The organism is Massilia sp. BKSP1R2A-1 (assembly GCF_050586525.1).
GTDB lineage: Bacteria > Pseudomonadota > Gammaproteobacteria > Burkholderiales > Burkholderiaceae_D > Telluria.
The window spans coordinates 209540-235150 of sequence record NZ_JBOBRE010000008.1; the positions used below are offsets into that span (position 1 = coordinate 209540).

Consider the following 25611-nt stretch of genomic DNA (forward strand, 5'->3'; position numbering starts at 1 on the left):
GGCCGATACGGGCAAATGCCTTATGATCAGTGGAAGGCGACCAACAAGGCCCCTGTCAGCGCCTCGGTCTCCAGCAGCAGCCATGTCGCCGCACTGGCCAGTGCCAGGTGGACTGCGGTCCAGGTCTTCGGATGATGGCGTGCCATGATGGAGCTCCCTTGTCGATCGATTCGTAGTGGTAATGGTGCCATCTTAGGCGCTGGGCCCATCCGTAGCCATCGGCAAAAACTCCGCGAGTTTGTAGGAATAAGCCTTGTGACAATGTCACTGCGGTCACAGCTCCCGCTTAAAGTTGAGCTCCTACGGGTCAGGTAGGTTCCGTCCTATAGTGCGCCGCATGCACCGGGCATACAGTAGCCAGCATCATGACCCGACACGAACCCAAGCTCCTGCACCGCGGCCTGCTCGCCGTGCGCCGTAACACCATCCGCCGCCTGCTGCGCTCCGTCTTCGGCATCGAGCAGCTGCGCGAGGGCCAGCAAAGCGTCATCGACAGCGTCCTCGACGGCAAAAACACGTTGGCCATCATGCCCACCGGCGGCGGCAAGTCGCTGTGCTACCAGATTCCCGCCAAGATGCTCGAGGGGATCACCATCGTCGTCTCTCCCCTGATTTCGCTGATGAAGGACCAGCTCGAGAAGCTGGAGGAACTCGGCATCCGCTCGGTCCAGGTCAACAGCAGCCTGAACGCCGAGGAAGAGGCGGCCGCCATCGAGGCGATCGCGAACGAAGCCTGCGAGATCGTGTTCTGCACCCCGGAGCGCCTGGTCTCGCCCGAGTTCATCGCGGTGCTCAAGGGGGTCACGCTCGACATCGTCGTCATCGACGAGGCCCACTGCATTTCGCAGTGGGGCCACGACTTCCGTCCCGCCTATATCGGTCTTTCCGCCGCCATCGACGCCCTCGGCAAGCCGCCGGTGCTGGCGCTGACGGCGACCGCCACCGAGGAGGTGGTGCGCGACATCTCGAAGCAGCTGGCCCGCAGGATGAACGTCATCAACACGGGTATCTACCGGCCGAACCTGCACTACGGCGTGGTGCAGGTCACCAACCAGCAGGAGAAGCTGGTGCGGGCCCTGGAGCTGGTGCGGCAGACCGAAGGCGTGGGCATCGTCTACGCCGCTACCGTCAAGGTTGCCGAGGAGATGCTGGCCGTGCTGGAAGAGGCGGGCGAATCGGTCACGATCTACCACGGCAAGCTGGCGGCAAGCGAGCGCAAGCTCAACCAGGACATGTTCATGAACGGCGAGCGCCGCGTGATGGTCGCGACGAATGCCTTCGGCATGGGCATCGACAAGAGCAATACCCGCTTCGTCATCCACCTGCAGATCCCGGCCAACCTGGAATCCTACTACCAGGAATCGGGCCGCGCCGGCCGCGATGGCCTGGACGCGCAATGCACCTTGCTCTTCCTGCAGGACGACAAGCGCATCCAGCAGTTCTTCCTGGTCAAGCACTATCCCGCCGCGGCCGAGTTGCAGACGGTCCATACCGTCGCGCGCGAGCTGGCGGAGGAGGGACCGCTCACTATGACGCGCCTGGAAGAGGCGCTCGAGGAAGCGGGCGAGGCCAAGCTCAAGGTCTGCCTGAAGCTGCTCAAGGACGGCAAGCTGCTGCGCCAGAACCGCAAGCTCGAGTACGTGCCCACAAACAAGGAACCTGACCCGGCTCTGTTCGGGGAATTGGCCGAGGTCTACGTTCAGAAGGCGGAGCGCGACCGTGTGGCCCTCGACCAGATGGTAGGCTATGCGGTGAGCGGTTTCTGCCGCTGGAAGCTGCTGCTGGATTATTTTGGCGACGAGGTCGAAGGCTTCGAAAAGTGCTGCAAGTGCGATAACTGCCGCAATCCGCCGGCCGCCATGATCGAGGACATCGAGATCCGTGATGACGAGTTCGACCGCGAACCCGCGCCCGAGCCGACGCGGCCACAGTACGAAGTGGGCGGGCGCGCCAGGTCGCCGAAGCTTGGCGAGGGCGTGATCGTCGCTGTCGCCGGAGACCAGATCACACTGGAATTTCCTGGCCAGGATGAGCCGCGCACCTTCCTGGCCGAGTACTTGGAGCCGGCCTGAGCCGGGAAGGGACCGCATGGGAGACATGGTCGTCGTTCGCAGGGAAGGCTTGTATTGCGTACCCGGAGGGTTCTACATCGACCCGTGGCGGCCGGTCGACCGCGCGGTGATCACGCACGCCCACGGCGACCATGCCCGCTATGGCCACGGCCACTACCTGTCGGCGGCGCCCGGCGTGAACGTCCTCAAGTCCCGGCTGGGCGACATCGACGTCCAGGGCGTCGAGTATGGCGAGACCGTCGTTCACAACGGCGTGACCATTTCGCTGCACCCGGCCGGCCACGTGCTGGGCTCGGCCCAGGTCCGCATGGAGTGCGGCGGCGAGGTCTGGGTGGCCTCGGGCGACTACAAGATCGAACCCGACAAGACCTGCGCTCCCTTCGAGCCGGTGCGCTGCGACACCTTCATCACCGAGTCGACCTTCGGACTGCCCATCTACCGCTGGGACCCGGAGCAGCAGGTCATCGACGAGATGAATGCCTGGTGGCGCCGCAACGCCGATGAAGGCCGCTGCAGCGTGGTGTTCGCCTATGCCTTCGGCAAGGCGCAGCGCATCCTCTCCAGGCTCGACCCGAGCATCGGCCCCATCGTCTGCCATGGCGCGGTGGAGCCGCTCAACCGCGTCTACCGCGCGGGCGGCGTGGAGCTGCCCGAGACCGTGATGGTCAGCGAGATCGAGAAGGCCGCACTGCGCCGCGCCATCGTGATCGCGCCTCCTTCGGCCAGCGGTTCGCCCTGGATGAAGCGCTTCGGCGACTACAGCGATTCCTTCGCCAGCGGCTGGATGCTGCTGCGCGGCGCACGCCGGCGGCGCGGCGTGGACCGCGGCTTCGTGCTGTCCGACCATGCGGACTGGCCCGGCCTGATGAGCGCCATCAAGGCGACCGAGGCCCAGCAAATCATCGTCACCCACGGCTCGATTCCGACCATGGTGCGCTGGCTATGCCAGAACGGCCTGGATGCCAAGGGTTTCGATACCGAGTACGGTGATGAGGAAGAGGACGAGGCGCTGCCGCCCGCGGGCGCGGCGGCGACGAAGGAAGCCCGCCAGGAGAAGGGGGGAGAAACTGCGGCGGGAGAGCGCGATGCGTGAGTTCGCCCGCCTGTATGCGGAGCTGGATGAGACCACCTCCACCACCCGCAAGCTCGACGCCCTGCAAGCCTACTTTTCCAGGGCCGCGCCCGAGAACGCCGCCTGGGCCGTCTACTTCCTGGCCGGCGGCAAGCCGCGCCAGGCGGTGCCGACCAAGCTGCTGCGCCAGTATGCGATCGAGTATGCGGGCCTGGACGAGTGGCTGTTCGACGAGTCCTACCACGCCGTGGGCGACATGGCCGAGACCATCGCCCACATCCTGCCGCCGCCCTCGAAGCGCAGCGACGTCGGCCTGGCCGAGTGGATGGAGGGGCGGATCGGCCCCCTGCGCGGCGCCGACCCCGGCACCATCCGCGAGGCCCTGTATGCGGCCTGGGATGAACTCGACTGGCGCGAGCGCTTCCTCTTCGTGAAACTCATCGGCGGGGGCTTCCGCGTGGGTGTCTCGCGCCTGCTCGTCACGCGCGCGCTGGCGGCCATCGCGGCGGTGGACAGCAAGCTGATTGCCCAGCGCCTGATGGGCTGGACCGACAATTCGGTGCGTCCGACCGCCGCCAGCTTCCTGCAGCTGATCGCCGAGCAGTCCGATGAAGAGCACACGCTGCGCGGCGGCCAGCCTTACCCCTTCTTCCTGGCCCACCAGCTGCAGGGCGAGCCAAGCGCGCTGGGCGAGGTCGACGACTGGCAGGTCGAGTGGAAGTACGACGGCATCCGCGCCCAGCTGGTGCGGCGCGGCGGCCAGAACTTCCTGTGGTCGCGCGGCGAAGACCTGATCACGGAACGGTTCCCGGAACTGGCCAATGTCCGCCTCCCGGAGGGGACGGTGCTCGATGGCGAGGTTCTGATCTGGCAGCCCGGCTGCGACGCGCCGGCGCCTTTTGCCGACCTGCAGAAGCGCATCGGCCGCAAGACGCTCGGCCCCAAGATCCTGGGCGAGCTGCCGGCCGTCCTGTGCTGCTACGACCTGCTGGAATTCGGCGGCGTCGACTTGCGCGCGCTGCCCCAGCACGAGCGCCGCGCGCTGATGGAGACGGAGGTGGCGGCCATCGACTCGCCCCGGTTGCGGCTGTCCCCAGTGATCGAGGCCGACAGCTGGGATGACCTGGCAGCCCTGCGCGCCGAGTCGCGCGAGCGTGGCGTCGAGGGAATGATGCTGAAAGCACGCTCCGCCCAGTATGGCGTAGGCCGCACCAAGGATGTCGGCACCTGGTGGAAGTGGAAGATCGACCCCTATACGGTGGACGCGGTGCTGATCTACGCCCAGGCCGGCAGCGGACGGCGCGCCTCGCTGTACACCGACTATACCTTCGCGGTCTGGGACGGGGCAGGGGAAGAGCGCCGCCTGGTGCCCTTCGCCAAAGCCTATTCGGGCCTGACCGACGCCGAGATCGCGCAAGTGGACAATGCCGTGCGCAAGACCACGATCGAGAAGTTCGGGCCGGTGCGCTCCGTCAAACCGACCATGGTGTTCGAGATCGGCTTCGAAGGCATCGCCCTGTCGACCCGCCACAAGGCCGGCATCGCCGTGCGCTTCCCGCGCATCCTGCGGCGGCGCTTCGACAAGCCGGTCGAGGAGGCGGATACCCTCGACACCCTGAAAGGCCTGCTGGCCGCCGCGAGCCCATGAGCGTCAATCCGGTCACCGAGCGCATCGACGCCTGGCTTGCGGCGAAAGGGTGGACGGCGTTTCCCTTCCAGCGCAATGTGTGGAAGGCGGCCCTGAAGGGCCAGTCCGGCCTGCTGCACGCGAGTACCGGCGCCGGCAAGACCTTTGCCGTCTGGTTCGCGGCCCTGCAGCGCGCGGGTCTCAAGACCGGACGGCACACGGCCGGCCTGCGCGTGTTGTGGATCACGCCGATGCGGGCGCTTGCCGCCGACACCACGCGCGCGCTGGAGGAGTCGGCCGCCGAACTGATGCCCGAGTGGCAGATCGGCGCCCGCACCGGCGACACCAGCTCGGCCGAGCGCGCACGCCAGACCCGCAAGATGCCGGCGACCCTGGTCACCACGCCGGAAAGCCTGACCCTGATGCTGAGCCACGCCCAGGCCGCCGAGCAGTTCAGGCACCTCGACATGATCGTCATCGACGAGTGGCACGAGCTGATGGGCAGCAAGCGCGGCGTGCAGGTGCAGCTGGCGCTGGCAAGATTGCGCCACTGGCGTCCCGAGCTCCTGATCTGGGGCGTGTCGGCGACGATGGGGAACCTGGATCTCGCGCGCCAGGTGCTGCTGGGCGGTGACGAGGGCGTGCTGGTCGAGGGTGATTTGCGCAAGCAGATCGTCGTCGATTGCCTCATTCCCGAGAACGTCGCGCGCTTCCCCTGGGGCGGCCACATGGGCCTGCAGATGCTGGGGCCCGTCATCAGGGAAATCGAGCATTACGACGCGACCCTGGTGTTCACGAACACGCGCGCCCAGTCCGAGATCTGGTACCAGAACATCCTCGACCAACGTCCCGACTGGGCCGGCGTCATCGCGCTGCACCACGGCTCGCTCGACCGCGAGGTGCGCGAGTGGGTCGAAATGGGTCTCAAGAAGGGTGAATTGAAGGCGGTGATCTGCACGGCCAGCCTGGACCTGGGCGTGGACTTCCTGCCGGTCGAGCGCGTGCTGCAGATCGGCAGCGCCAAGGGCATCGCACGCCTGCTGCAGCGGGCCGGCCGCAGCGGCCACTCGCCGGGCCGGGTCTCGCGCGTGACCCTGGTGCCGACCAACAGCCTGGAACTGCTGGAAGCGGCCGGTGCGAAAAAAGCCGTGGCGGCGCGACGCATCGAAGGGCGCTATGTGCCGAACAAACCCTTCGACGTGCTGGTGCAGCACCTGGTGACGGTGGCGCTGGGCGGCGGCTTCGTCTCAAACGCGCTGTACGACGAAGTGAAGCGCGCCTGGTCGTATCGGAACCTGAACGAGGAAGAGTGGCAGTGGGCGCTGGACTTCGTCGCGCGCGGCGGCCAGAGCCTGCTGGCCTATCCGGAGTACCGGCGCGTGCTGCCGGACGAGGAGGGCGTCTACCGCGTGCCGGATTCGGCCATCGGCCGCCGGCACCGCATGGGCATCGGCACCATCGTGTCCGACTCGACCATCTCGGTGAAGTACATGAGCGGGGGACGCATCGGAAGCGTCGAGGAATCCTTCATCTCGCGCATGAAGCCGGGCGACCACTTCCTGTTCGGCGGGCGCATCCTGGAATTCGTGCGCGTGCACGAGATGACGGCCTTCGTGAAACGCGCGACCAGCAACCGCGGCGCCATCGCGCGCTGGGGCGGGGCCAAGATGCCGATGTCGTCCGAGCTCGCGCACGCGGCATTGGAAGAGCTGCGGCTGGCTTCCCAGGGCATCTACGACAGCCCCGAGATGCAGGCCCTGCAGCCGCTGATCGAGATCCAGTGCCGCTGGTCGGCGCTTCCCACCAGCGAGACCCTGGTCCTGGAAAGCATGAAGAGCCGCGAAGGCTGGCACCTCTTCGTGTTCGCTTTTGCCGGGCGCTCGGTGCACACGGGCCTGGCCTCGCTGTTCGCCTACCGCATCGGGCGCATGCAGCCCTCGACCTTTTCCATCGCCGTGAACGACTACGGTTTCGAGCTGCTCACGCCGGAGCCGGTCGACTGGGCGCGCATCTTCGATGCCGAGACGGGTGCGGGGGTGGATCTGTTCACGACCGACTGCCTGCTGGAGGATGTGCTGGGCAGCCTCAACGCGACCCAGCTGTCGCAGCAGCGCTTCAGGGAAGTCGCGCGCATCGCGGGCCTGGTGTTCCAGGGCTATCCGGGCCAGCCCAAGTCGAACCGGCAGCTGCAGGCGTCTTCCTCCCTGTTCTTCGAAGTCTTCCGCAAGCACGACAGCGGCAACCTGCTGCTCACCCAGGCCCAGCGCGAGGTGCTGGAGCAGGAGCTGGAACTCACGCGCCTGCGCGAGACGCTGGGTGAACTGCACGCACGCCGCGTCGCCTTCCGCGAGGTCAAGCGCGCCACGCCCTTCGGCTTCGCGCTCATGGTCGAGCGCTTCCGCGAGAAGGTCAGTACCGAGAAGCTGTCGGACCGGGTGGCGCGCATGGTGCGCGAACTGGAGAAGGCGGCGGCTGCATGATGCACACGACGAGCGTGGCGGCCAGGGTGGCCGGCGAGACGGTGCTGCTGCTGCCGGAGAAGGCGCTTTACTGGCCGGCGCAGAAGATGCTGATCGTGGCCGACATCCACTTCGGCAAGGCGGCCGCCTTTCGCGCGCTGGGCGTGCCGGTGCCGCGCGGGACCACGACCGAAAACCTGACGGGTCTCGACGCCCTCGTCGACGCGCACGGGGCCGAGCACATCGTCTTCCTCGGCGACTTCCTGCATGCGCGCGCGGCCCACGCCAGCGCCACCCAGCAGGCGATGCTGGCCTGGCGCGAGCGCAGGAGCGGCCTGCGCCTCACCCTCGTGCGCGGCAACCACGACCGCCACGCGGGCGACCCGGCGGCGCAACTTGGGATCGCGCTGGTCGACGAGCCGTATGAAATCGGCCCCTTCGCCTTCTGCCACCATCCGGACATCGACACGCCCGGTTATGCGCTGGCCGGCCACATCCATCCCGTCTACGTGCTGGCGACCCGCTTCGACGCGCTGCGCCTGCCGTGCTTCGTGGTCGGCAGCGAGCGGATGATCCTGCCTTCCTTCGGTTCCTTCACCGGCGGCCACGCGATCCGTCGCGAGCCGGGCGACACGATCTACGTGAGCTCCGGGGACGCCGTCCACTGCGTACGTTAGCGTACTGACTCTCCATGTGCTGAGGCGTAAGTTCTATAAGGACAGTACGTCAATCGCTCACGGAGGAATTGCCATGTTTTTCCGCACCTGTTTACATGCCGTTTTTGCCGCCATGCTGGCCTTCGGCCCGGCGATCCCGGGCGGCGCCCAGGCGCAGGGCTACCAGAGCGCCCGCAACTACGCCCCGGTGATCAATGGATTCAATGTGGAAGAGGTGCGCCGGCTGAACCCGGGTGTCGAGCTGCATTTCGATCTCTACGGCAGCCCCGGCGGCGTGGCCACGCTGCGCATCGACGGCGCGACCCGCAACCTGAACCTGACCGAGGTCGAGCCCGGCCAGTACACCGGCACCTATACCATCGGCACCCATGACCGCATCCGTCCGGAGAGCGGCGTGACCGCGAACCTGCGCCTGGGCAACCAGGTGGCGACCAGCCTGCTCAGCGAATCGCTGCTGCAGCCGAACGCCCCGCGCAACCGGCGCGGCCAGCTGGCCTCGCAGCCGCGCGTGGAACGCTTCGACGTGCAGGGCAGCCCGGACCTCGGCCCGGGCAACGAGCTGCGCTTCACCGTCTTCGGTACGCCGGGCGCCCGGGTCGAAGTGGCGATCGCCGGCGCGCGCGGCGTGTTCTTCCTGCCGGAAGTGCGTCCGGGCGAGTACGACGCCATCTATACGATCCGCAACACCGACCGCATCACGGCCGACAGCCGCGTGACCGCGACCATTCGCGCCGACGGCCGCTACGCCACCACCGTGCTGGGCCGTCCGCTGCTGGCAGGCGGACGCGCCAGCGAACCGCGCCAGGCGCGCTACTGCAGTAATTGCGCCGTGGTGGAAGCGGTGAACGTGATCGAAGTGTCGGGTAATGGCAACTACCTGGGCACGGCCGGCGGCGCCGTGGTGGGCGGTTTGCTGGGCAGCCAGGTCGGCAGCGGCAGCGGGCGTACCGCAGCGACTGTTGCCGGCGCGGTGGCGGGTGGTCTGGCTGGGCGCAATATCCAGCGCAATATGAACCAGGAACAGCGTTTCGAGGTGATGGTGCGCTACTCCACCAGCGGTGCGACCCAGACGCTGCAGTATGACAATGACCCCGGCGTACGCCAGGGGGATCGTGTGCGCGTCAACAACGGTGTCCTGACCCGTGACCAGTGAGGTAGGGCGGTCGGCAGAGCCGACCACCCTACGTATAGATAGTACCCGCAGTGTTTACAAACAGAAGGCCGGCGTCCGTAAGGAACGCCGGCCTTCTCATTAGTAGATGGCGCCTCAGGCCGTTGCCAGCACCTGATCGTCACCCGGCTGCTCCGACTCCGCCTTCTGCTTCGCTCCACCCTTGGTCCGCGAGCGCGAGGGCGGCAGGCGGCGCAGGGTCTTGAGCGCTTCGGCGTCCTTGATGCCGATGGTGCGCTGGTCGACGGTGATCAGGCCGATCTCGTTGAAGGCCGACAGGGTGCGGCTGACGGTCTCCAGGGTGAGACCCAGGTAGCTGCCGATCTCGTGGCGGGTCATGCGCAGGTTGAACAGCTTGCTCGAGTAACCCATGGCGGCGAAGCGGTCGGCCAGGGAGACCAGGAAGCGGGCGACTCTCGCTTCGGCGGACAAGGCGCCGAGCATGCCGATCATGGTCTGCTCGCGCACCAGCTCACGGCTCATGACGCCGTACATCATGTTCTCGAGTTCGGCGTGGACGCGGCCGAGGGCGGTAAGCTTCTTGAACGGCAGCAGGATCAGGTCGCAGTCCGACAGGGCGACGGCTTCCGAGGCGTAGTGGCGGGTGTGGATGCCGTCCACGCCCAGCATGTCGCCCTTCATCGGGAAGCTGAGCACCTGCTCGTTGCCGAATTCGTCGATCAGCACGGTCTTCAGGAAGCCCGAGTTGACGATATACAAGGTATCGAAGGCCTGGCCGATGGTGTGGACGCGCTGGCCGGTCTTGAACTGCACGTGCTGGAACAGCAGCTCTTCCGACGTGACCGAGACACTGGCGGGGATGCGCAGCAGGTCGCACACTTCCTTGAGGTTGGACCAGAGGCGTCCCTGGCGTTGGCGGCCGGCTTCCATGGGCGAATGCAGGGTCGGCTGGGTGACGTTGCGTTGTTCTGTTGGCTGGGACTGCATGCTCATCTCCAGTGAAAGACTCATGGTTTAGGCGGCGACCACGGGGCGAAGCTGCTACCGGCTCGGTGGAGGCGGACCCCGCTGGCGGCTGGCTCACGCTGGGACTTGGATCGCAAGCAAGTCGAAACGGTGAATTCAGTATGCCAACACGAGTCCGGCACGAATATCAGCTATTGCTGAATATGTAGGTAGGACGGTTGCTAGGCTTGTAGGAATTTTCTGACTGCCGGCCTTGGCGACAGAGGGAGAACCCAGTGGAAGGCGGTATGCGCTGGCCTTGCCGTGGGGCAGGGTGGGGAGGGAGCAGCGTGGCGCGGGCCGCACCAAGGGCGCGGCCGCGTGTCTAATTCTGTTAGGCCTTCATTGGCGACAGCAGCCGGTGCGCCACGGCGTACTGCACCATTTCCGACAGGGAGCTCATGCCCATCTTCTGCATGATGCGCGTCTTGTGGGTGCTGACGGTCTTGACCGACAAATGCAGGCCGTTGGCGATCTCGGTGATCGACTTCCCACTGACAAGTAGCGAAAACACCTCGAATTCCCGGTCAGACAGTTGCTTATGCAGCAATTGCTCGTTCGGCGCCATGATATTCAGCGCCAGCTGCTCGGCCACTTCGGTACTGATATAAGGACGGCCGGAGGCCACCTTGCGGATCGCGCCCACCAGCTGGGTGCCCGCGCTTTCCTTGGTGAGATATCCCTGGGCGCCAGCGCGGATGGCGCGCACCGCGTACTGTTCTTCCTCATGCATGGTGAGGATCAGGACGGCGAGCTTGGGCGCCTCGCTGCGCACCTGGCGAATCAGGTCGACCCCGCTGCGGCCCGGCATGGACAGGTCGAGCAGCAGCAGGTCGAAGCCGCCCTGGCGCACCTGGGCCAGCACTTCGAAGCCATTGGTCGCCTCGCCGGCGATCTCGATGTCCGGCGCGCCGTCAAGGATGCGCTTGAGGCCCTCGCGCATGATCGTGTGGTCGTCGGCAATAACAATGCGAATCATGGTGTGCCCTTCATGTGACCCGGGAATGACCCTGACAGGCTAGCACAGCTTCCCAGGCCTGTATGTCGCGCTTCTTCATCGAACTGTGATCAGGCGGCGGCCGGCTCGCTGATCAGGCGGTGCACCAGCACCGGCTTGGTCGTATGGGACAGCACCTTGTTGGTCACGCTGCCCAGCAGCAGCTGGCCCCAGCCGCTGCGTCCGTGCGAGCCCATGAAGATCAGGTCGCAGCCTTCCTGCTCGGCCACGTCGACGATCTTGAGGGCGGCGTTGTCGGAAAACGCCGTCATGCATTCGTGCTTGAGCCCGGCCGCGCCGCAGGAACGCATGATCTTGCCCATGTATTCCTCGCCCAGGCGGCGCATCTGGGCAATGTATTCCTCTTCGCTCGGGTAGGACGGTGGGATGATTTCCACGTACACGGGATACTGGTAATCGGGCGCGACGAACAGGGCCAGCACCTCGGCGCCCATCTGTTGCGCGAATTTGACGCCGGCGCAGGCCGTATGCTGCGACACGGCCGAGCCGTCGGTAGTGATCAGGATTTTCCGGTACATGATTGACTCCTCCCATGGCCACGCCATTCTGAAGCGTCCTGGACGCGGCGGCGATTGCGAGAACGCAAACTGTTGAGCTCGATCAAACTTCAGGCTGCTATTCCGGCGCCCGTAAACACCGCTGCGTCAGCCATTACGTTACGAAAAACAACAACTCCCTTGTGTAAATATTCAGGAACTGCCCGTTTTAATTGTCGCGGAATTAAGTTTCGCTGTCCATTTTGTTGCGTCTCCGTCGTCGACATTTACCTAGGGCAACCACGCTGCTACACTCGCATGCAGACTCTAACCATCATTTAACGTGCCCACCTGGCGCGGGTGGACGCAGCACCGACCGAATTGCAAACGCTCATTGCGAACTTATACATCATGGAGAAGCAGGGATTATGACCGACGCCGCTGACGATTTCGACGCACTATTCGAGGAAGTGGCGGCGCAGCGCACCAGCGCCCCCGCCGCACCGGCGCCCGCACCGGAACCTGGGGCCGTGGCCGCCGATGAAGACGACCTCGAGTCGCTGTTCGATCAGGTGTCGGCGACCGCCGCGCCGGCCGTCGCCGCCGCTCCCGCGGTGGCTGCCGTCGCTCCGGCCGCTGCGGCCGGCGCCGCCACTGAAGGCGAGCACGGCATGTTCGAGCGCCTGGGTGGCATCGTTCGCCTGCTGCACGATTCGCTGCGCGAACTGGGCTACGACAAGGCGCTGACCGAAGCCTCCTCGGCCATCGTGGACGCCCAGGACCGCCTGGAATACGTCGCCACCTTGACCGAACAGGCCGCCAACAAGGTGCTGAACACCCTGGACGAGGGCATGCCGGCCCAGGACCTGCTGTCGAAGCAGGCCAAGGACATGGAAAACCGCTGGGCCGACCTGTTCTCGGGCAAGCTCAGCCTGGACGAATTCAAGGCCCTGGCCGGCGATTCGCGCCAGTTCGCGGCCGCCGTCAACGAAGCCACCGAAGCCGAGAAGGCGCGCCTGCTCGAGATCATGATGGCCCAGGACTTCCAGGACATCACCGGCCAGCTGATCAAGAAAGTGGTGAAGATCACCCAGACGGTCGAGCAGGAACTGGCCCAGCTGCTGCGCGACCACGCGCCGGCCGACCTGAAGGAGAAGCTCGCCAAGAAGGAAGCTCCGCCTGCGCCCGCTCCGCTGATGTCGGGCCCCTCGGTGCCGGATACGGCGCTGAACCAGGACAACGTTGACGACCTTCTCGCCGATCTGGGATTCTAATGGACGATATGCTCAAGGACTTCGTCGTCGAGGCGATGGACCTTGCGGTGAATGTTGAAGAACATTTGCTGCGCCTCGAACGCGATCCGGACAACAAGGAAACGCTGAATGCGGTGTTCCGGTCCTTCCACACCATCAAGGGCGGCGCCGGCTTCATGGGCCTGCCCGCGCTGGTCGCGGCCTGCCACCTGACCGAGAACCTGTTCGACGCCCTGCGCACGGGCCAGGCGCCGGTGACCCCGCTGGCGATCGAAGCCGCGCTGGAAGCTTCGGGCTTCGTGGCCGACCAGCTCAATGACCTGAACAACGGCACCCCGCCGGAAGGCCTGGCGCAGATGCCGGCGGAGCTCGAGCGCATCCTGACGGACGCGATCGAAGGCAAGGGCGCGCCGAGCGCGCCGGCTGCCGCTCCCGCCGCCGCCCCGGCGCCGGTTGCAAGCGCGCCGGCCGTGGCCGCAGCGCCCGTGGCGGCCGCTGCCCCGGCCGTCGGTGAAGATGGCCTGGACTGGGTCGGGATGTACAACGCCGTGGTGCCGGAAGGTTCCGCGATCGCCGCTGCGCCGGGTGCTGCCGCTGCCGCAGCGCCGGCGCCGGTCGCCGCTGCTGCTCCGGCAGCCGCGCCCGCCGACGCCGCGCCGGCCGCCAGGCAGGGCGGCTGGGACGGCGTCGACCGCCGCCAGAATGACAAGGTCGCCGATGCGCGCGCCGCCGCCGCACCTGCGAAAGACGAAAGCATCCGTATCGATGCGGTCAAGCTGGACGCCCTGCTGGAAGTGGCGGGCGAGTCGGTGCAGGCCGCCAACCAGGCCGCCGTGCTGCTCGAGCGCCTGCAGCAGTTCAAGTTCGAAGGTCCGGCCGCCGCCCTGATGGCGACGCTGACCGAGACCCTGGAACGCGCCTCGCGCTACTCGGCCGAACTGCAGCGCGCCACGCTGGCGACCCGCATGCAGCCGGTGGGCCGCCTGTTCCAGAAGTTCCCGCGCCTGGTGCGCGAGCTGGCCAAGGATCTCGGCAAGGACGTCGAGCTGACCATCGAAGGCGCCGAGACCGAAGTCGACCGCGTCGTGGTGGACAGCCTCTACGACCCGCTGGTGCACATGCTGCGTAACGCGCTCGACCACGGCGTCGAGTCGCCGGAAGAGCGTGTCGCCGCCGGCAAGCCGGCCAAGGCCTTCATCCTGCTCAAGGCATGGCAGGAGGCGAACAGCGTCATGATCGTGCTGCAGGACGACGGCAAGGGCATGGACCCGGTCAAGCTGCGCCGCAAGGCGATCGACAAGGGCCTGATCGGCGAGAACGGCGCCCCGAACGACGACGACGCCTACCAGCTGGTGTTCCTGCCGGGCTTCTCGACCAAGGAAGTGGCTTCCTCGGTCTCGGGCCGCGGCGTGGGCATGGACGTGGTCAAGACGGCGGTGGAAAAGAACCGCGGCGCGATCCGCATCGATTCCTCGCTCGGCCACGGCACCAAGTTCGCGATCCGCCTGCCGATCGAGCTGTCGATCGTGCCGACCATGCTGGTGTCGACCTCGAGCGCTTCGCTGGCGCTGCCGATGGCCGTCGTCGAGCGCGTGGTCGAGCTGCCGGAAGAGTTCTCCTGCGTGGGCGGCGCCCCGGTGCTGAAGGACCAGGGACGTCCGCTGCCGGTGCGTTCGCTGGCCCTGGCGCTGGGCTACGAAGCCTGCTCCGAACGCGTCGGCATCGTCATCAACGCGCCGCAGCCCTACATCCTGGCGGTGGCGGCGGTCGATGGCACGGCCGACCTGGTGATCAAGCCGATGACGGCCCTGTCCGTCGAGGGCATCACCGGTACCGCGCGCTCGGCAGAGGGCGAACTGGTGCTGGTGGTCGGCCTGTCCTTCCTGATGGATGGCTGCCGCAGCAACGTGCGACTCGCCGCCTGACGCGTCTTGACGCGATGCGGCATGCGAATGCCGCGCCGCTATGTCATAAAAACGCATACAAAAGCCTGAGCTTTCCAGCTCAGGCTTTTTTTATTTGCATTGAGAGTTGTACATGCAAATTAAATTTGCATGAAATTGCACTCCTTGGCAGAAAAATGCGCCGCCCCCTCTTGGTGCGGCACTGCACAATTATGGCATAATCAAAAACCGACCTTGCATATGGCAGGGCGCGTTCACTGGATAGACCATGCAAAAAACGCTCTACGACAAACTCTGGGATTCGCATGTCGTGCGTGCCGACCTTGACGGCACCACCGTCCTCTACATCGACCGCCACCTGGTGCACGAAGTCACCAGCCCGCAAGCCTTCGACGGGCTACGCGAGGCCGGCCGCGGACTATGGCGGACCTCGGCGAACCTGGCCGTGGCCGACCACAACGTGCCGACCACCGACCGCGCCCACGGCATCGCGGACCCGACTTCGCGCCTGCAGGTCGAGACGCTGGACGCCAATGCGAAAGGGTTCGGGCTGACCTATTTCAACATGAACGACAAGCGCCAGGGCATCGTCCACGTGATCGGGCCGGAGCAGGGCGCGACCCTGCCGGGCATGACGGTGGTCTGCGGCGACTCGCATACCTCCACCCACGGCGCCTTCGGCTGCCTGGCGCACGGCATCGGCACCTCGGAAGTCGAGCACGTGCTGGCCACGCAGACCCTGCTGGCCAAGAAATCGAAATCGATGCTGGTGCAGGTCGAGGGCGAGCTGCCGCCGGGCGTCACCGCGAAGGACATCGTGCTGGCGGTGATCGGCAAGATCGGCACCGCCGGCGGCACCGGCTACGCCATCGAATTCGGCGGCTCCACCATCCGCGCGCTGTCGATGGAAGGCCGCATGACGGTCTGTAACATGGCGATCGAGGCGGGCGCACGCGCCGGCATGGTCGCGGTGGACGACACCACCATCGACTACGTGAAGGGCCGTCCCTTCTCGCCCAGGGGCGAGCAGTGGGAGCAGGCGGTCGCCTACTGGCGCACCCTGCACTCCGACGAAGGCGCGACATTCGACACCGTCGTGAAACTCGAGGCATCGGAGATCCGCCCGCAAGTCACCTGGGGCACCTCGCCCGAGATGGTGACCTCGGTGGACGGCCGCGTGCCGGACCCGAAAGAGGAAAGCGACGCGGTGCGCCGCGGCGCCATCGAAAAGGCGCTGGCCTATATGGACCTTGCCCCGAACACGCCGATCGAGCAGATCGCGATCGACAAGGTCTTCATCGGCTCCTGCACCAATTCGCGCATCGAAGACCTGCGCGCCGCTGCGGAAGTGGTGCGCGGCCGTCACCGTGCGCCCAGCGTCAAGCTGGCGATGGTGGTGCCGGGCTCCGGCCTGGTGAAGGAACAGGCCGAACGCGAAGGCCTGGACCGCATCTTCAAGGACGCCGGCTTCGAATGGCGTGAGCCGGGCTGCTCGATGTGCCTGGCCATGAATGCCGATCGCCTGGAGCCGGGCGAGCGCTGCGCCTCGACCTCGAACCGCAACTTCGAGGGACGCCAGGGGCAGGGCGGCCGCACCCACCTGGTGTCGCCCGCGATGGCGGCGGCGGCGGGCATCGCCGGCCGCTTTGTCGACGTACGCGGCTTCTAGAGCGTCATCAGCAATCCCGATAAACAGGAATACAGGAACATCATGAAGAAAGCATTTGTCATCGCCATCGCCGCCATCGTGCTGAGCGGCTGCAACACCATCTCGGGCATCGGCCGCGACGTGCAGAAGGCCGGCCAGGTCATCACCGGCGCCGGCGGCAGGTAATCGATAAAAAAGAAAAGGCGGAACGACTCAATGGATAAATTCACCGTACACGAAGGCCTGGTGGCGCCGCTCGACCGCGCCAATGTCGACACCGACGCCATCATCCCGAAGCAGTTCCTGAAATCGATCCGCCGCACCGGCTTCGGCCCGAATCTATTCGACGAGTGGCGCTACCTGGACCACGGCGAGCCGGGCCAGGACTGCAGCACCCGTCCCGTGAATCCCGACTTCGTGCTGAACCAGCCGCGCTATGCGGGCGCCTCGATCCTGCTGGCGCGCAAGAACTTCGGCTGCGGCTCCTCGCGCGAGCACGCCCCGTGGGCGCTGCAGCAGTACGGCTTCCGGGCGATCGTCGCGCCGAGCTTCGCCGATATCTTCTTCAACAACTGCTACAAGAGCGGCCTGCTGCCGATCGTGCTGGGCGAAGAGGATGTCGACGGCCTGTTCAGGGCGGTCGAAGCGAACCCCGGCTTCAGGCTGGTGGTCGACCTGGCGCAGCAGCGCATCGGAACCGGCGACGGCAGCCTGTCGTACGGCTTCGCCATCGACGAGTTCCGCAAGTACTGCCTGCTCAACGGCCTGGACGACATCGGCCTGACCCTGCGCCACGCCGACGAGATCCGCGCCTTCGAACAACGCCACCTGGCCGCCCAGCCCTGGCTCGCCAACACCATCTAAGAAAGAGAACGCATGAAGATTGCAGTCCTGCCGGGCGACGGCATCGGCCCGGAGATCGTCGACGAGGCGGTCAAGGTCCTGAACGCGCTGGGCGAATCGTTCGAACTCGAAACCGCGCAAGTCGGCGGCGCCGGCTATGCGGCCCACGGCCACCCGCTGCCGGAAGGCACCCTGAAGCTGGCCAAGGCGGCCGACGCCGTGCTGTTCGGCGCCGTCGGCGACTACCAGTACGACAGCCTCGAGCGCGCCCTGCGTCCCGAGCAGGCCATCCTCGGCCTGCGCAAGGAGCTCGGCCTGTTCGCCAACCTGCGTCCGGCCATCCTGTATCCGGAACTCGCGGGCGCGTCCACGCTCAAGCCCGAGGTCGTGTCGGGTCTCGACATCCTGATCATCCGCGAACTCACCGGCGACATCTACTTCGGCAAGCCGCGCGGCGTGCGCGAATGCCCGGACGGGCCCTTCGCCGGCCAGCGCGAAGGCTTCGACACCATGCGCTATGCCGAAGGCGAGATCCGCCGCATCGCCCACGTGGCCTTCCAGGCCGCGCGCAAGCGCGACCGCCGCGTGACCAGCGTCGACAAGGCCAATGTGCTGGAAACCTTCCAGTTCTGGCGCGACGTCGTCACCGATGTGCACAGGGAATACCCCGACGTCGAGCTCGAGCACATGTACGTCGATAACGCGGCCATGCAGCTGGTTCGGGCCCCGAAAAAGTTCGATGTCCTCGTCACTGGTAATATGTTCGGCGATATCCTGTCGGATGCCGCCGCGATGCTGACGGGGTCGATCGGCATGCTGCCGTCCGCCTCGCTCGACGCCAACAGCAAGGGCCTGTACGAGCCTTCGCACGGTTCGGCGCCGGACATCGCCGGCCAGGGCGTGGCCAATCCGCTGGCGACCATCCTGTCCGCCGCCATGATGCTGCGCTTTACCTTCGGCCGTACGGAGCAGGCCGACCGCATCGAGAACGCGGTCAAGCGCGTGCTGGCGCAGGGACTGCGCACCCCGGACATCCACGAGCCGGGCAGCACCAAGGTCGGCACAAAAGAAATGGGCGACGCGGTCGTCGCAGCGCTGGCCTGACGCGTTAACACAAGACTTATATTTTTATACCTGAGGGAAGATAATGAAATTAGTAGGCCTGGTTGGCTGGCGCGGTATGGTGGGCTCGGTCCTGATGCAGCGCATGCAGGAAGAGGGCGATTTCGACCACATCGAGCCGGTGTTCTTCACTACCTCGAACCCGGGCGGCGCCGCGCCGAAGATGGCGAAGAACGAAACCACCCTGAAGAGCGCGACGGACATCGCGGAACTCTCGAAGTGCGAGATCATCATCTCCTGCCAGGGCGGCGACTACACCACGGAAGTGTTCCCGAAACTGCGCGCCAGCGGCTGGAACGGCTACTGGATCGACGCGGCCTCGACCCTGCGCATGAACGACGACGCCGTCATCGTGCTGGATCCGGTCAACAAGGACGTGATCAAGAACGCCATGTCGCGCGGCGTGAAGAACTACATCGGCGGTAACTGCACGGTGTCCTGCATGCTGATCGGACTGGGCGGCCTGTTCGAGCAGGGCCTGGTCGAGTGGATGACCTCGATGACCTACCAGGCCGCATCGGGCGGCGGCGCCCAGCACATGCGCGAACTGCTGACCCAGTTCGGCACCATCAACGGCGCGGTCAAGCCGCTGCTGGACGATCCGGCCTCGGCCATCCTCGAGATCGACCGCACCGTGCTGGCGACCCAGCATGGCCTGTCCGCTGAAGAAACGAAACAGTTCGGCGTGCCGCTGGCCGGCAACCTGATCCCCTGGATCGACAAGGACCTGGGCAACGGCCAATCGAAGGAAGAGTGGAAGGCCGGCGCCGAGACCAACAAGATCCTCGGCCGCGGCGAAGGTTTTGGCAGCAAGGCGATTCCGGTCGACGGCCTGTGCGTGCGCATCGGCGCGATGCGCTGCCATTCGCAGGCGCTCACCATCAAGCTCACCCGCGATGTGCCGCTCGACGAGATCTCCGACATCATCGCCTCGCACAACCAGTGGGTGAAGGTGGTGCCGAACACCCGCGAAGCCTCGATGCGCGACCTGTCGCCGGCCGCCGTGACCGGCGGCCTGGGCATCCCGGTCGGCCGCCTGCGCAAGCTGGCCATGGGCAACGACTACCTGTCGGCCTTCACCGTCGGCGACCAGCTGCTGTGGGGCGCCGCCGAGCCGCTGCGCCGCATGCTGCGCATCGTGCTGGACAAGTAATTCCCGCGGGTGGACGGCGCCGCCGTCCACCCGCGAACACCGTATTGGCAGCCTTGCCACACCCGCTGTAAAATTGCTAAGCGCTTGTAATCAAACGCTATCAAACGCCCTCCGCATCGGTCATTCTGGCCACACATCCCTCCCTGCGGCACGCTCCGTGTGCGCGGGAAGCTTGCATGCTCCAGAGCATGATGATATGTTGAGACTCCCAGGAAATCGTCTTTCCTCCGGCCAACTTTCCGGTTAACTGTCTTCCTCATCCGACTATGCCTTTTCCTCTTCGTCCTCCGCTCATGGCAACCGCGCTGAAAACAGTCACCGCGGCCGTGGCCAGCGCCGTGCTCCTGTCGTCCGCTGCCTCGGCTGCCGGCCTCGGCAAACTGACGGTGCTGTCGGCGCTCGGGCAGCCGCTGCGTGCCGAGATCGAACTGACGACGACCGCGGGCGAGGATGCGTCCAGCCTTGCCGTGAAGCTGGCTTCGACGGAAGCCTTCCGCGCGGCGAACATCGAATTCAACCCGGCCCTGCTGTCGCTGCGCTTCAACGTCGAGCAGCGTGCCGGCCGCCAGATCATCCGCGTGACCTCGACCCAGCCGCTGAACGAGCCCTTCGTCGACATGCTGCTCGAGCTGTCCTGGAATAACGGCCGCCTGGTGCGCGAGTACACCTTCCTGCTCGATCCGGCCGAGCTGCGCGCCACCCAGCCGGCCCAGGTGGCGGCCGAGACCGCGCGTCCGGCGGCCCAGCCGCGCGCCGCCGCTCCCCAGCCCGCCGCACCGGTGGCGCAAGCGCCGCAGGAACAGCCGCGCCGCGAAGCAGCCGCCCCGGCCCCGCGCGCAGCAGGTCCGGCCGTCGACACCCCGACCAGCTACCGCGTGCGCCAGGGCGACACCCTGGGCAAGATCGCCACCCGCCTGAAGCCGGCCGACATCTCGCTCGACATGATGCTGGTCGCGCTCTACCGCGCCAATCCGGACGCCTTCATCGGCCAGAACATGAACCGCCTGAAGTCGGGCCAGATCCTCAAGGTGCCCGATTCGGACGCCCTGCGCGGCACCGACAGCGCCGAAGCAGGCGCCATGGTCGTCGCCCATGCGGCCGACTTCAATGCCTACCGCAACAAGCTGGCCGGCCAGGTCGCCAACGCGGCGCCGCAGCGCACTCCGCAGGCCGGCCAGAGCGCGGCCGGCAGGATCACCGCCAAGGTCGAGGAACGCCCGACCGCCGCCAATGAATCGCAGGACAAGCTGCAGCTGTCGAAAGCCACCCAGCCGACCACCGGCGCCAACGGCGCGGCCCCGGCCACCGCCAGCGCGGAAGAGGCGATCGCGCGCCAGAAGGAACTCGACCAGGCCCAGGCCCGCGTCAAGGAACTCGAGCGCAACGTCAACGACCTCGAGAAGCTGATGACAGTGAAGAGCCGCGCCGGCAGCGAGGCCGAGAATGCCGCGGCTGCCGGCGCCGTCGCCGGCGTCGACAAGGCCGCCACCCCGGCAGCGCCGGCAGCGAAGCCGGCCGCCAAGCCGAGCACCCCGCCCAAGCCCGTCGCGCCGGAAGAGAAGGGCCTGGCCGACACCCTGATGGACAACATCAACATCGTCGCCGGTGGCGCCCTGGTGCTGCTGCTGGCCGCCTTCGGCATCTCGCAGCGCCGCAAGAAGGCGCAGCAGGCCCGTGAGCTGGATGCCGAGCCCTCGGTGCTGGGCGTGCCGACCCAGGGTGCGCACTCGCTGTTCGCGGAAGCGGGCGGCCAGAGCGTCGACACCAGCAACAGCGTGTTCAATTCCAGCTTCGCCCCTTCGGCTTCCCAGCTCGATACCAACGAGGTCGATCCGGTTGCCGAAGCCGACGTCTACATCGCCTACGGCCGCGACGCCCAGGCCGAGGAAATCCTCAAGGAAGCCCTGCGCACCCATCCGGAACGTCATCCGGTGCGCCTCAAGCTCCTCGAGATCTACGCCGCACGCAAGGACCTGCGCGCCTTCGAAACCCAGGCCGGCGAGCTGTACGGCCTGACGCGTGGCCAGGGCGACGAGTGGGCCCAGGCCGCCGCGCTCGGCCAGAGCATCGACCCCACCAATCCGCTGTACGCCAGCGCCACCGGCGTCGCGCCGGTCGCGCAGGCCCAGAGCCCGCAGGAACGCGACCAGCAGTCGCTGCTGTCGGCGCAGCTGGAAGACGCCTTCCGCGGCGGCGCTGCCCCGGCAGCCGTCCTCGGCGCGGGTGCGGCCGCAGGCGCCGCCTACGCCGCGATGGACGACGAGGACAAGCCGGAAGACGCCGACGCAACCGCCGTGCCGGGCTTCGAGAGCGAGCCGGTGGCTGCCCGCGGCGAGGACAATTCGCTTGACTTCGACCTCGGCGGCCTGACCTTCGAGCCGGTGACGAACAACGAGCCGATCGCGATGAACGGCCCGGATGCTGCCTCGCAGGACGACACCGCCGTGCCGGACCTGGAATTCGCCCTCGATCCGGTCACCCCGCCCGATGTGACCGCGGCCCCGGCCCCGGCCGAGGAAGAACCCTTCGACCTGGCCTTCGACATGAGCTTCGGCGATCCGCAGACGGCGTCGCAGGACGCCCTGCGCACCGAGGCGCCGGCCGCTGCCGCCCCGGTCGACATGGCCGGCCTGGCCGCCGAGTTCGACCTGCCGCCGCTGCCGGCAGTCGCCGAAGAGCCGGCATCGAACGACGCGGAAGCACTCGACAAGGATCCGCTGTTCGACCTCGACTCCATGGACTTCGGCCTGCCGCCGACCCCGGCCCAGCCGGCCGCCGTGGCCGAGGCGACGCCTTTCCACGGCGAAGTCCCTGCCATCCTCGGCGCCCCGGCGGCCCCGGGCAGCGTCGAAGACCCGCTGTTCGACCTCGACACCATGGACTTCGGCAGCCCGGCCGAGCCGGCGCCCGCCGCGCTTGCCCAGCCGGCCGTGGAGCCCTTCGAATTCGACGCGCCGCCGGCTGCGGCCGCCGAGCCGAAGGAGGAATTCTCCTTCGACCTGGCCGAGCCGGACGCGATCGATCCCTTTGCGCTGCCTGACACCCCGGCCGCGGCGCCGGCCGACGTGGCAAGCCCGAGCCCGGGCGTGCCGGTCGAGCCGAGCTTCGACATGGCCGACATCGACCTCGAGCTGCCGGACTTCGAGCGCGCCGAGGCCCCGGCTGCGCCAGCCCTGCCGGAAGTCGGCGAGGCCCTCGAGCCAGCCGCCATGTCGCCCGAGCACATGGAGATGGAAACCAAGCTCGATCTCGCGATCGCCTACCAGGAAATCGGTGACAAGGAGGGCGCACGCGAACTGCTCGACGAAGTCATCAAGGGTGGCAGCAGCGAGCAGGTGAGCAAGGCCAGCGCCATGCGCTCCCTGCTGGCGTGAGGCGCATTGCACTTGGTGTCCAGTACGTCGGCACCGCCTGGAACGGCTACCAGAAGCAGCCGGCGCGCAACACCGTCCAGGACCAGCTCGAGATCGCGCTCGAGAAGTTCGCCTGCACGTTCTTAAGCACCACCTGCGCCGGCCGCACCGACGCGGGGGTGCACGGCATCGAGCAGGTGGTCCACTTCGACACGGAGCTGGACCGCGCCATGCAGAGCTGGGTGCGCGGCGTGAACGCCTTCCTGCCCGACTCGATCGTGGTGCGCTGGGCGCATGAGGTCCAGCCCGATGCGGAGGGCAACGAGTTCCACGCGCGCTTCTCGGCGCGCTCGCGCACCTACCACTATGTGCTCTACAACCACCCGAATCCATCGAGCCTGCTGGCCGGGCGGGCAGGGTGGACCTTCCGTCCCCTGGATGTCGAGCGCATGCGCGAGGCCGGCCAGTACCTGATCGGCGAGCACGATTTCTCGGCCTTCCGGGCTTCCGGCTGCCAGGCGAATACGCCGGTCAAGCTGATGCACGAGGTGAGCATCCAGCGCCATGGCGACGTGATCGTGTTCACGGTGCGCGCCAGCGCTTTTCTCCATCACATGGTGCGCAATATCGTCGGTTCGCTCATCTATGTGGGCACGGGCCGCAACGAGCCGGCCTGGATGAAGGAAGTGCTGGAAAGCCGCTCGCGCGACGTCGCCGCGCCAACCTTCATGCCGGACGGCCTGTACCTGGCCAGGATCGATTACGATCCGAAGTGGGGACTGCCGCAGGAGCCGGCGTCGCCGCTGCCCTGGCTGTAAGCAGTCCAAAGGAGCATCATGCAACGCACCCGTATCAAGATTTGCGGCATCACGCGCCAGGAAGACCTGCGCGCGGCCGTGGAAGCCGGCGCCGACGCGCTGGGCTTCGTGTTCTATCCGAACAGCCCGCGCTACGTCACGCCCGAACAGGTTGCCGAGCTGTGCGCGGTGCTGCCGCCCTATGTGAGCGCGGTGGCGCTGTTCGTGAACGCGACGGTCGAGGAGGTGAGGGCGGTGGCCGACAAGGCGCCGCTGGCCCTGATCCAGTTCCATGGCGATGAAACGGCCGGGCAATGCGCGGAACTGGCTGCGGCCGTGTCCCGTCCTTTTGTCCGCGCCTTCCGCGTCAGGCCGGACACAAGCCCGGATGAACTGCTAGAATATGAGCGCACATACCGCGCCGCCAGCCCCTGGTTCTCCGGCCTCCTGCTGGATACCTGGGTCGATGCCTACGGCGGCGCAGGAAAGGTTTTCGATTGGTCTCTCGTCCCAAAAGAGCTCGCGCCTCGGGTCGTTTTGAGTGGTGGCTTGAACGTACAAAACGCGACTGACGCGGTGGTACGTGTTCGTCCCTTCGCGGTCGACGTCAGCAGTGGCGTCGAAGCGCAGAAGGGCATCAAGGACGCCCGCAGGATTGCCGACTTCATCGCGGCAGTGCGGGGCGCCGACGCCATCATTTCGAGTGAGAACCATCATGAAAGACCGTCCGAGCGGCAACAGCCCGCTGTTCCAGACTCCTGACTACCAGCTGCCCGACCAGACCGGGCACTTCGGCCCCTACGGCGGCAGCTTTGTCGCCGAAACCCTGTCGCACGCGCTCGCCGAGCTGAACGACGCCTACGCGCGCTTTTCGACCGATCCTGAATTCCTCGAAGAATTCCGCTACGAGCTGGCCCACTTCGTCGGCCGTCCCTCGCCCGTCTACCACGCGGCCCGCTGGTCCGAGCAGGCCGGCGGCGCCCAGATCTTCTTCAAGCGCGAAGACCTCAACCATACCGGCGCACACAAGATCAACAACGTGATCGGCCAGGCCCTGCTGGCGCGCCGCATGGGCAAGAAGCGCATCATCGCCGAGACCGGCGCCGGCCAGCACGGCGTGGCCACCGCCACCATCTGCGCCCGCTTCGGCATGGAGTGCGTGGTTTACATGGGCAGCGAAGACGTCAAGCGCCAGTCCCAGAACGTCTACCGCATGAAGCTGCTGGGCGCGACCGTGGTGCCGGTGGAATCGGGCTCCAAGACCCTGAAGGATGCGCTCAACGAAGCGATGCGCGACTGGGTCACCAATATCGAAAACACCTTCTACATCATCGGCACGGTGGCCGGCCCGCACCCGTATCCGATGATGGTGCGCGACTTCCAGTCGGTGATCGGCGAGGAATGCCGGGTGCAGATGCCGGCCATGACCGGTCGCCAGCCCGACTACGTGGTCGCCTGCGTGGGCGGCGGCTCGAATGCCATGGGCATCTTCTACCCGTATATCGACGAGCCGGGCGTGAAGCTGGTCGGCGTCGAGCCGGCGGGCGAGGGCATCGAGAGCGGCAAGCATGCGGCGTCGCTCAACGCCGGCATCCCCGGTGTGCTGCACGGGAACCGTACCTACCTGCTGCAGGACGAGAACGGCCAGATCATCGAGACCCATTCGGTGTCGGCCGGCCTCGATTATCCCGGCGTGGGTCCGGAACACGCCTGGCTGAAGGACATTCAGCGCGCGCAGTACGTGACGATCACGGACGAGGAAGCGCTGCAGGCCTTCCACGACTGCTGCCGCATCGAAGGCATCATCCCGGCGCTCGAGTCCTCGCACGCGATCGCCTACGCGGTGAAGCTGGCGCCGACCCTGCCCAAGGACCAGCTCATCCTGGTCAACCTGTCGGGCCGGGGCGACAAGGACATGCACACGGTGGCGCAGAGGATGGGGCTGGATTTCAGCTGACCTCCTTTGCTTGCGCCTCCGTCAACCTTCGATAAGAAAGAAC

General features: G+C 66.6%; 20 protein-coding genes. 17 read left to right on the top strand and 3 right to left on the bottom strand.

Annotated elements, in window-relative coordinates; genetic code table 11:
- The first annotated feature begins 365 nt into the window (after positions 1–365).
- From ACQ7JA_RS14445 to ACQ7JA_RS14470, 6 genes are all read left to right on the top strand, one after another.
- The gene (locus tag ACQ7JA_RS14445) at positions 366–2072 is read left to right on the top strand and encodes a RecQ family ATP-dependent DNA helicase (RefSeq protein ID WP_430898844.1); all 1707 of its coding nucleotides are present in this window, start codon (positions 366–368) and stop codon (positions 2070–2072) included.
- A 16-nt stretch (positions 2073–2088) separates the two neighbouring features.
- Positions 2089–3165 carry a ligase-associated DNA damage response exonuclease gene (locus ACQ7JA_RS14450; RefSeq protein WP_430898846.1) on the top strand — a complete coding sequence of 359 codons (1077 nt, stop codon included), beginning with the start codon at positions 2089–2091 and terminating at the stop codon, positions 3163–3165.
- Entirely contained in the window at positions 3158–4792 is a 1635-nt protein-coding gene (locus tag ACQ7JA_RS14455) for an ATP-dependent DNA ligase (protein WP_430898848.1), read from the top strand. Before ACQ7JA_RS14450 ends, ACQ7JA_RS14455 begins: the two co-directional genes overlap by 8 nt.
- Positions 4789–7251, top strand: coding sequence for a ligase-associated DNA damage response DEXH box helicase (locus tag ACQ7JA_RS14460; protein WP_430898850.1), 2463 nt, complete (start codon positions 4789–4791; stop codon positions 7249–7251). The genes ACQ7JA_RS14455 and ACQ7JA_RS14460 overlap by 4 nt, the downstream gene beginning before the upstream one ends.
- Entirely contained in the window at positions 7248–7907 is a 660-nt protein-coding gene (gene pdeM, locus ACQ7JA_RS14465) for a ligase-associated DNA damage response endonuclease PdeM (protein WP_430898852.1), read from the top strand. The genes ACQ7JA_RS14460 and pdeM overlap by 4 nt, the downstream gene beginning before the upstream one ends.
- A 73-nt stretch (positions 7908–7980) precedes the next feature.
- Positions 7981–9060 carry a glycine zipper 2TM domain-containing protein gene (locus tag ACQ7JA_RS14470; RefSeq protein WP_430898854.1) on the top strand — a complete coding sequence of 360 codons (1080 nt, stop codon included), beginning with the start codon at positions 7981–7983 and terminating at the stop codon, positions 9058–9060.
- 114 nt (positions 9061–9174) lie between these two features.
- On the opposite strand, the gene ACQ7JA_RS14475 is transcribed toward ACQ7JA_RS14470, so the two are convergent.
- From ACQ7JA_RS14475 to ACQ7JA_RS14485, 3 genes are all read right to left on the bottom strand, one after another.
- Positions 9175–9969, bottom strand: a complete 795-nt coding sequence (locus ACQ7JA_RS14475) for a Crp/Fnr family transcriptional regulator (protein WP_027866725.1) — start codon at positions 9967–9969, stop codon at positions 9175–9177.
- Positions 9970–10378: 409 nt separating this feature from the next.
- Positions 10379–11023: a response regulator gene (locus ACQ7JA_RS14480; RefSeq protein ID WP_430898856.1), complete on the bottom strand. Its 645-nt coding sequence runs from the start codon at positions 11021–11023 to the stop codon at positions 10379–10381.
- Between the two features lie 89 nt (positions 11024–11112).
- A complete protein-coding gene (locus ACQ7JA_RS14485) occupies positions 11113–11580 on the bottom strand; it encodes a universal stress protein (RefSeq protein ID WP_430898858.1) in 468 nt (155 codons plus the stop codon).
- Positions 11581–11966: 386 nt separating this feature from the next.
- Between ACQ7JA_RS14485 and ACQ7JA_RS14490 the strand changes: the two genes are divergently transcribed.
- The 11 genes from ACQ7JA_RS14490 to trpB all read left to right on the top strand — a co-directional run bounded on the left by ACQ7JA_RS14490 (position 11967) and on the right by trpB (position 25568).
- Positions 11967–12812 carry a protein phosphatase CheZ gene (locus ACQ7JA_RS14490; RefSeq protein ID WP_430898860.1) on the top strand — a complete coding sequence of 282 codons (846 nt, stop codon included), beginning with the start codon at positions 11967–11969 and terminating at the stop codon, positions 12810–12812.
- Positions 12812–14716, top strand: coding sequence for a chemotaxis protein CheA (locus ACQ7JA_RS14495; RefSeq protein WP_430898862.1), 1905 nt, complete (start codon positions 12812–12814; stop codon positions 14714–14716). Before ACQ7JA_RS14490 ends, ACQ7JA_RS14495 begins: the two co-directional genes overlap by 1 nt.
- 247 nt (positions 14717–14963) lie before the next feature.
- The gene (gene leuC / locus ACQ7JA_RS14500) at positions 14964–16364 is read left to right on the top strand and encodes a 3-isopropylmalate dehydratase large subunit (protein WP_430898864.1); all 1401 of its coding nucleotides are present in this window, start codon (positions 14964–14966) and stop codon (positions 16362–16364) included.
- A gap of 42 nt (positions 16365–16406) precedes the next feature.
- Positions 16407–16529 (top strand): entericidin A/B family lipoprotein, encoded by a 123-nt coding sequence (locus tag ACQ7JA_RS14505; RefSeq protein WP_430898866.1) that lies wholly within the window; start codon positions 16407–16409, stop codon positions 16527–16529.
- A 30-nt stretch (positions 16530–16559) separates the two neighbouring features.
- Entirely contained in the window at positions 16560–17207 is a 648-nt protein-coding gene (gene leuD, locus ACQ7JA_RS14510) for a 3-isopropylmalate dehydratase small subunit (protein WP_430898868.1), read from the top strand.
- 12 nt (positions 17208–17219) lie between these two features.
- Entirely contained in the window at positions 17220–18290 is a 1071-nt protein-coding gene (leuB, locus tag ACQ7JA_RS14515) for a 3-isopropylmalate dehydrogenase (RefSeq protein ID WP_430898870.1), read from the top strand.
- Positions 18291–18333: 43 nt separating this feature from the next.
- Positions 18334–19461, top strand: a complete 1128-nt coding sequence (asd, locus tag ACQ7JA_RS14520) for an aspartate-semialdehyde dehydrogenase (RefSeq protein WP_430898872.1) — start codon at positions 18334–18336, stop codon at positions 19459–19461.
- 293 nt (positions 19462–19754) lie between these two features.
- On the top strand, positions 19755–22835 hold the full coding sequence (locus tag ACQ7JA_RS14525; RefSeq protein ID WP_430898874.1) for a FimV/HubP family polar landmark protein: 3081 nt from the start codon (positions 19755–19757) through the stop codon (positions 22833–22835).
- On the top strand, positions 22832–23632 hold the full coding sequence (gene truA, locus ACQ7JA_RS14530; protein ID WP_430898876.1) for a tRNA pseudouridine(38-40) synthase TruA: 801 nt from the start codon (positions 22832–22834) through the stop codon (positions 23630–23632). Before ACQ7JA_RS14525 ends, truA begins: the two co-directional genes overlap by 4 nt.
- An 18-nt stretch (positions 23633–23650) precedes the next feature.
- Positions 23651–24373, top strand: coding sequence for a phosphoribosylanthranilate isomerase (locus tag ACQ7JA_RS14535; RefSeq protein ID WP_430898878.1), 723 nt, complete (start codon positions 23651–23653; stop codon positions 24371–24373).
- Positions 24327–25568 carry a tryptophan synthase subunit beta gene (gene trpB / locus ACQ7JA_RS14540; protein ID WP_430898880.1) on the top strand — a complete coding sequence of 414 codons (1242 nt, stop codon included), beginning with the start codon at positions 24327–24329 and terminating at the stop codon, positions 25566–25568. The genes ACQ7JA_RS14535 and trpB overlap by 47 nt, the downstream gene beginning before the upstream one ends.
- The last annotated feature ends 43 nt before the right edge of the window (positions 25569–25611 follow it).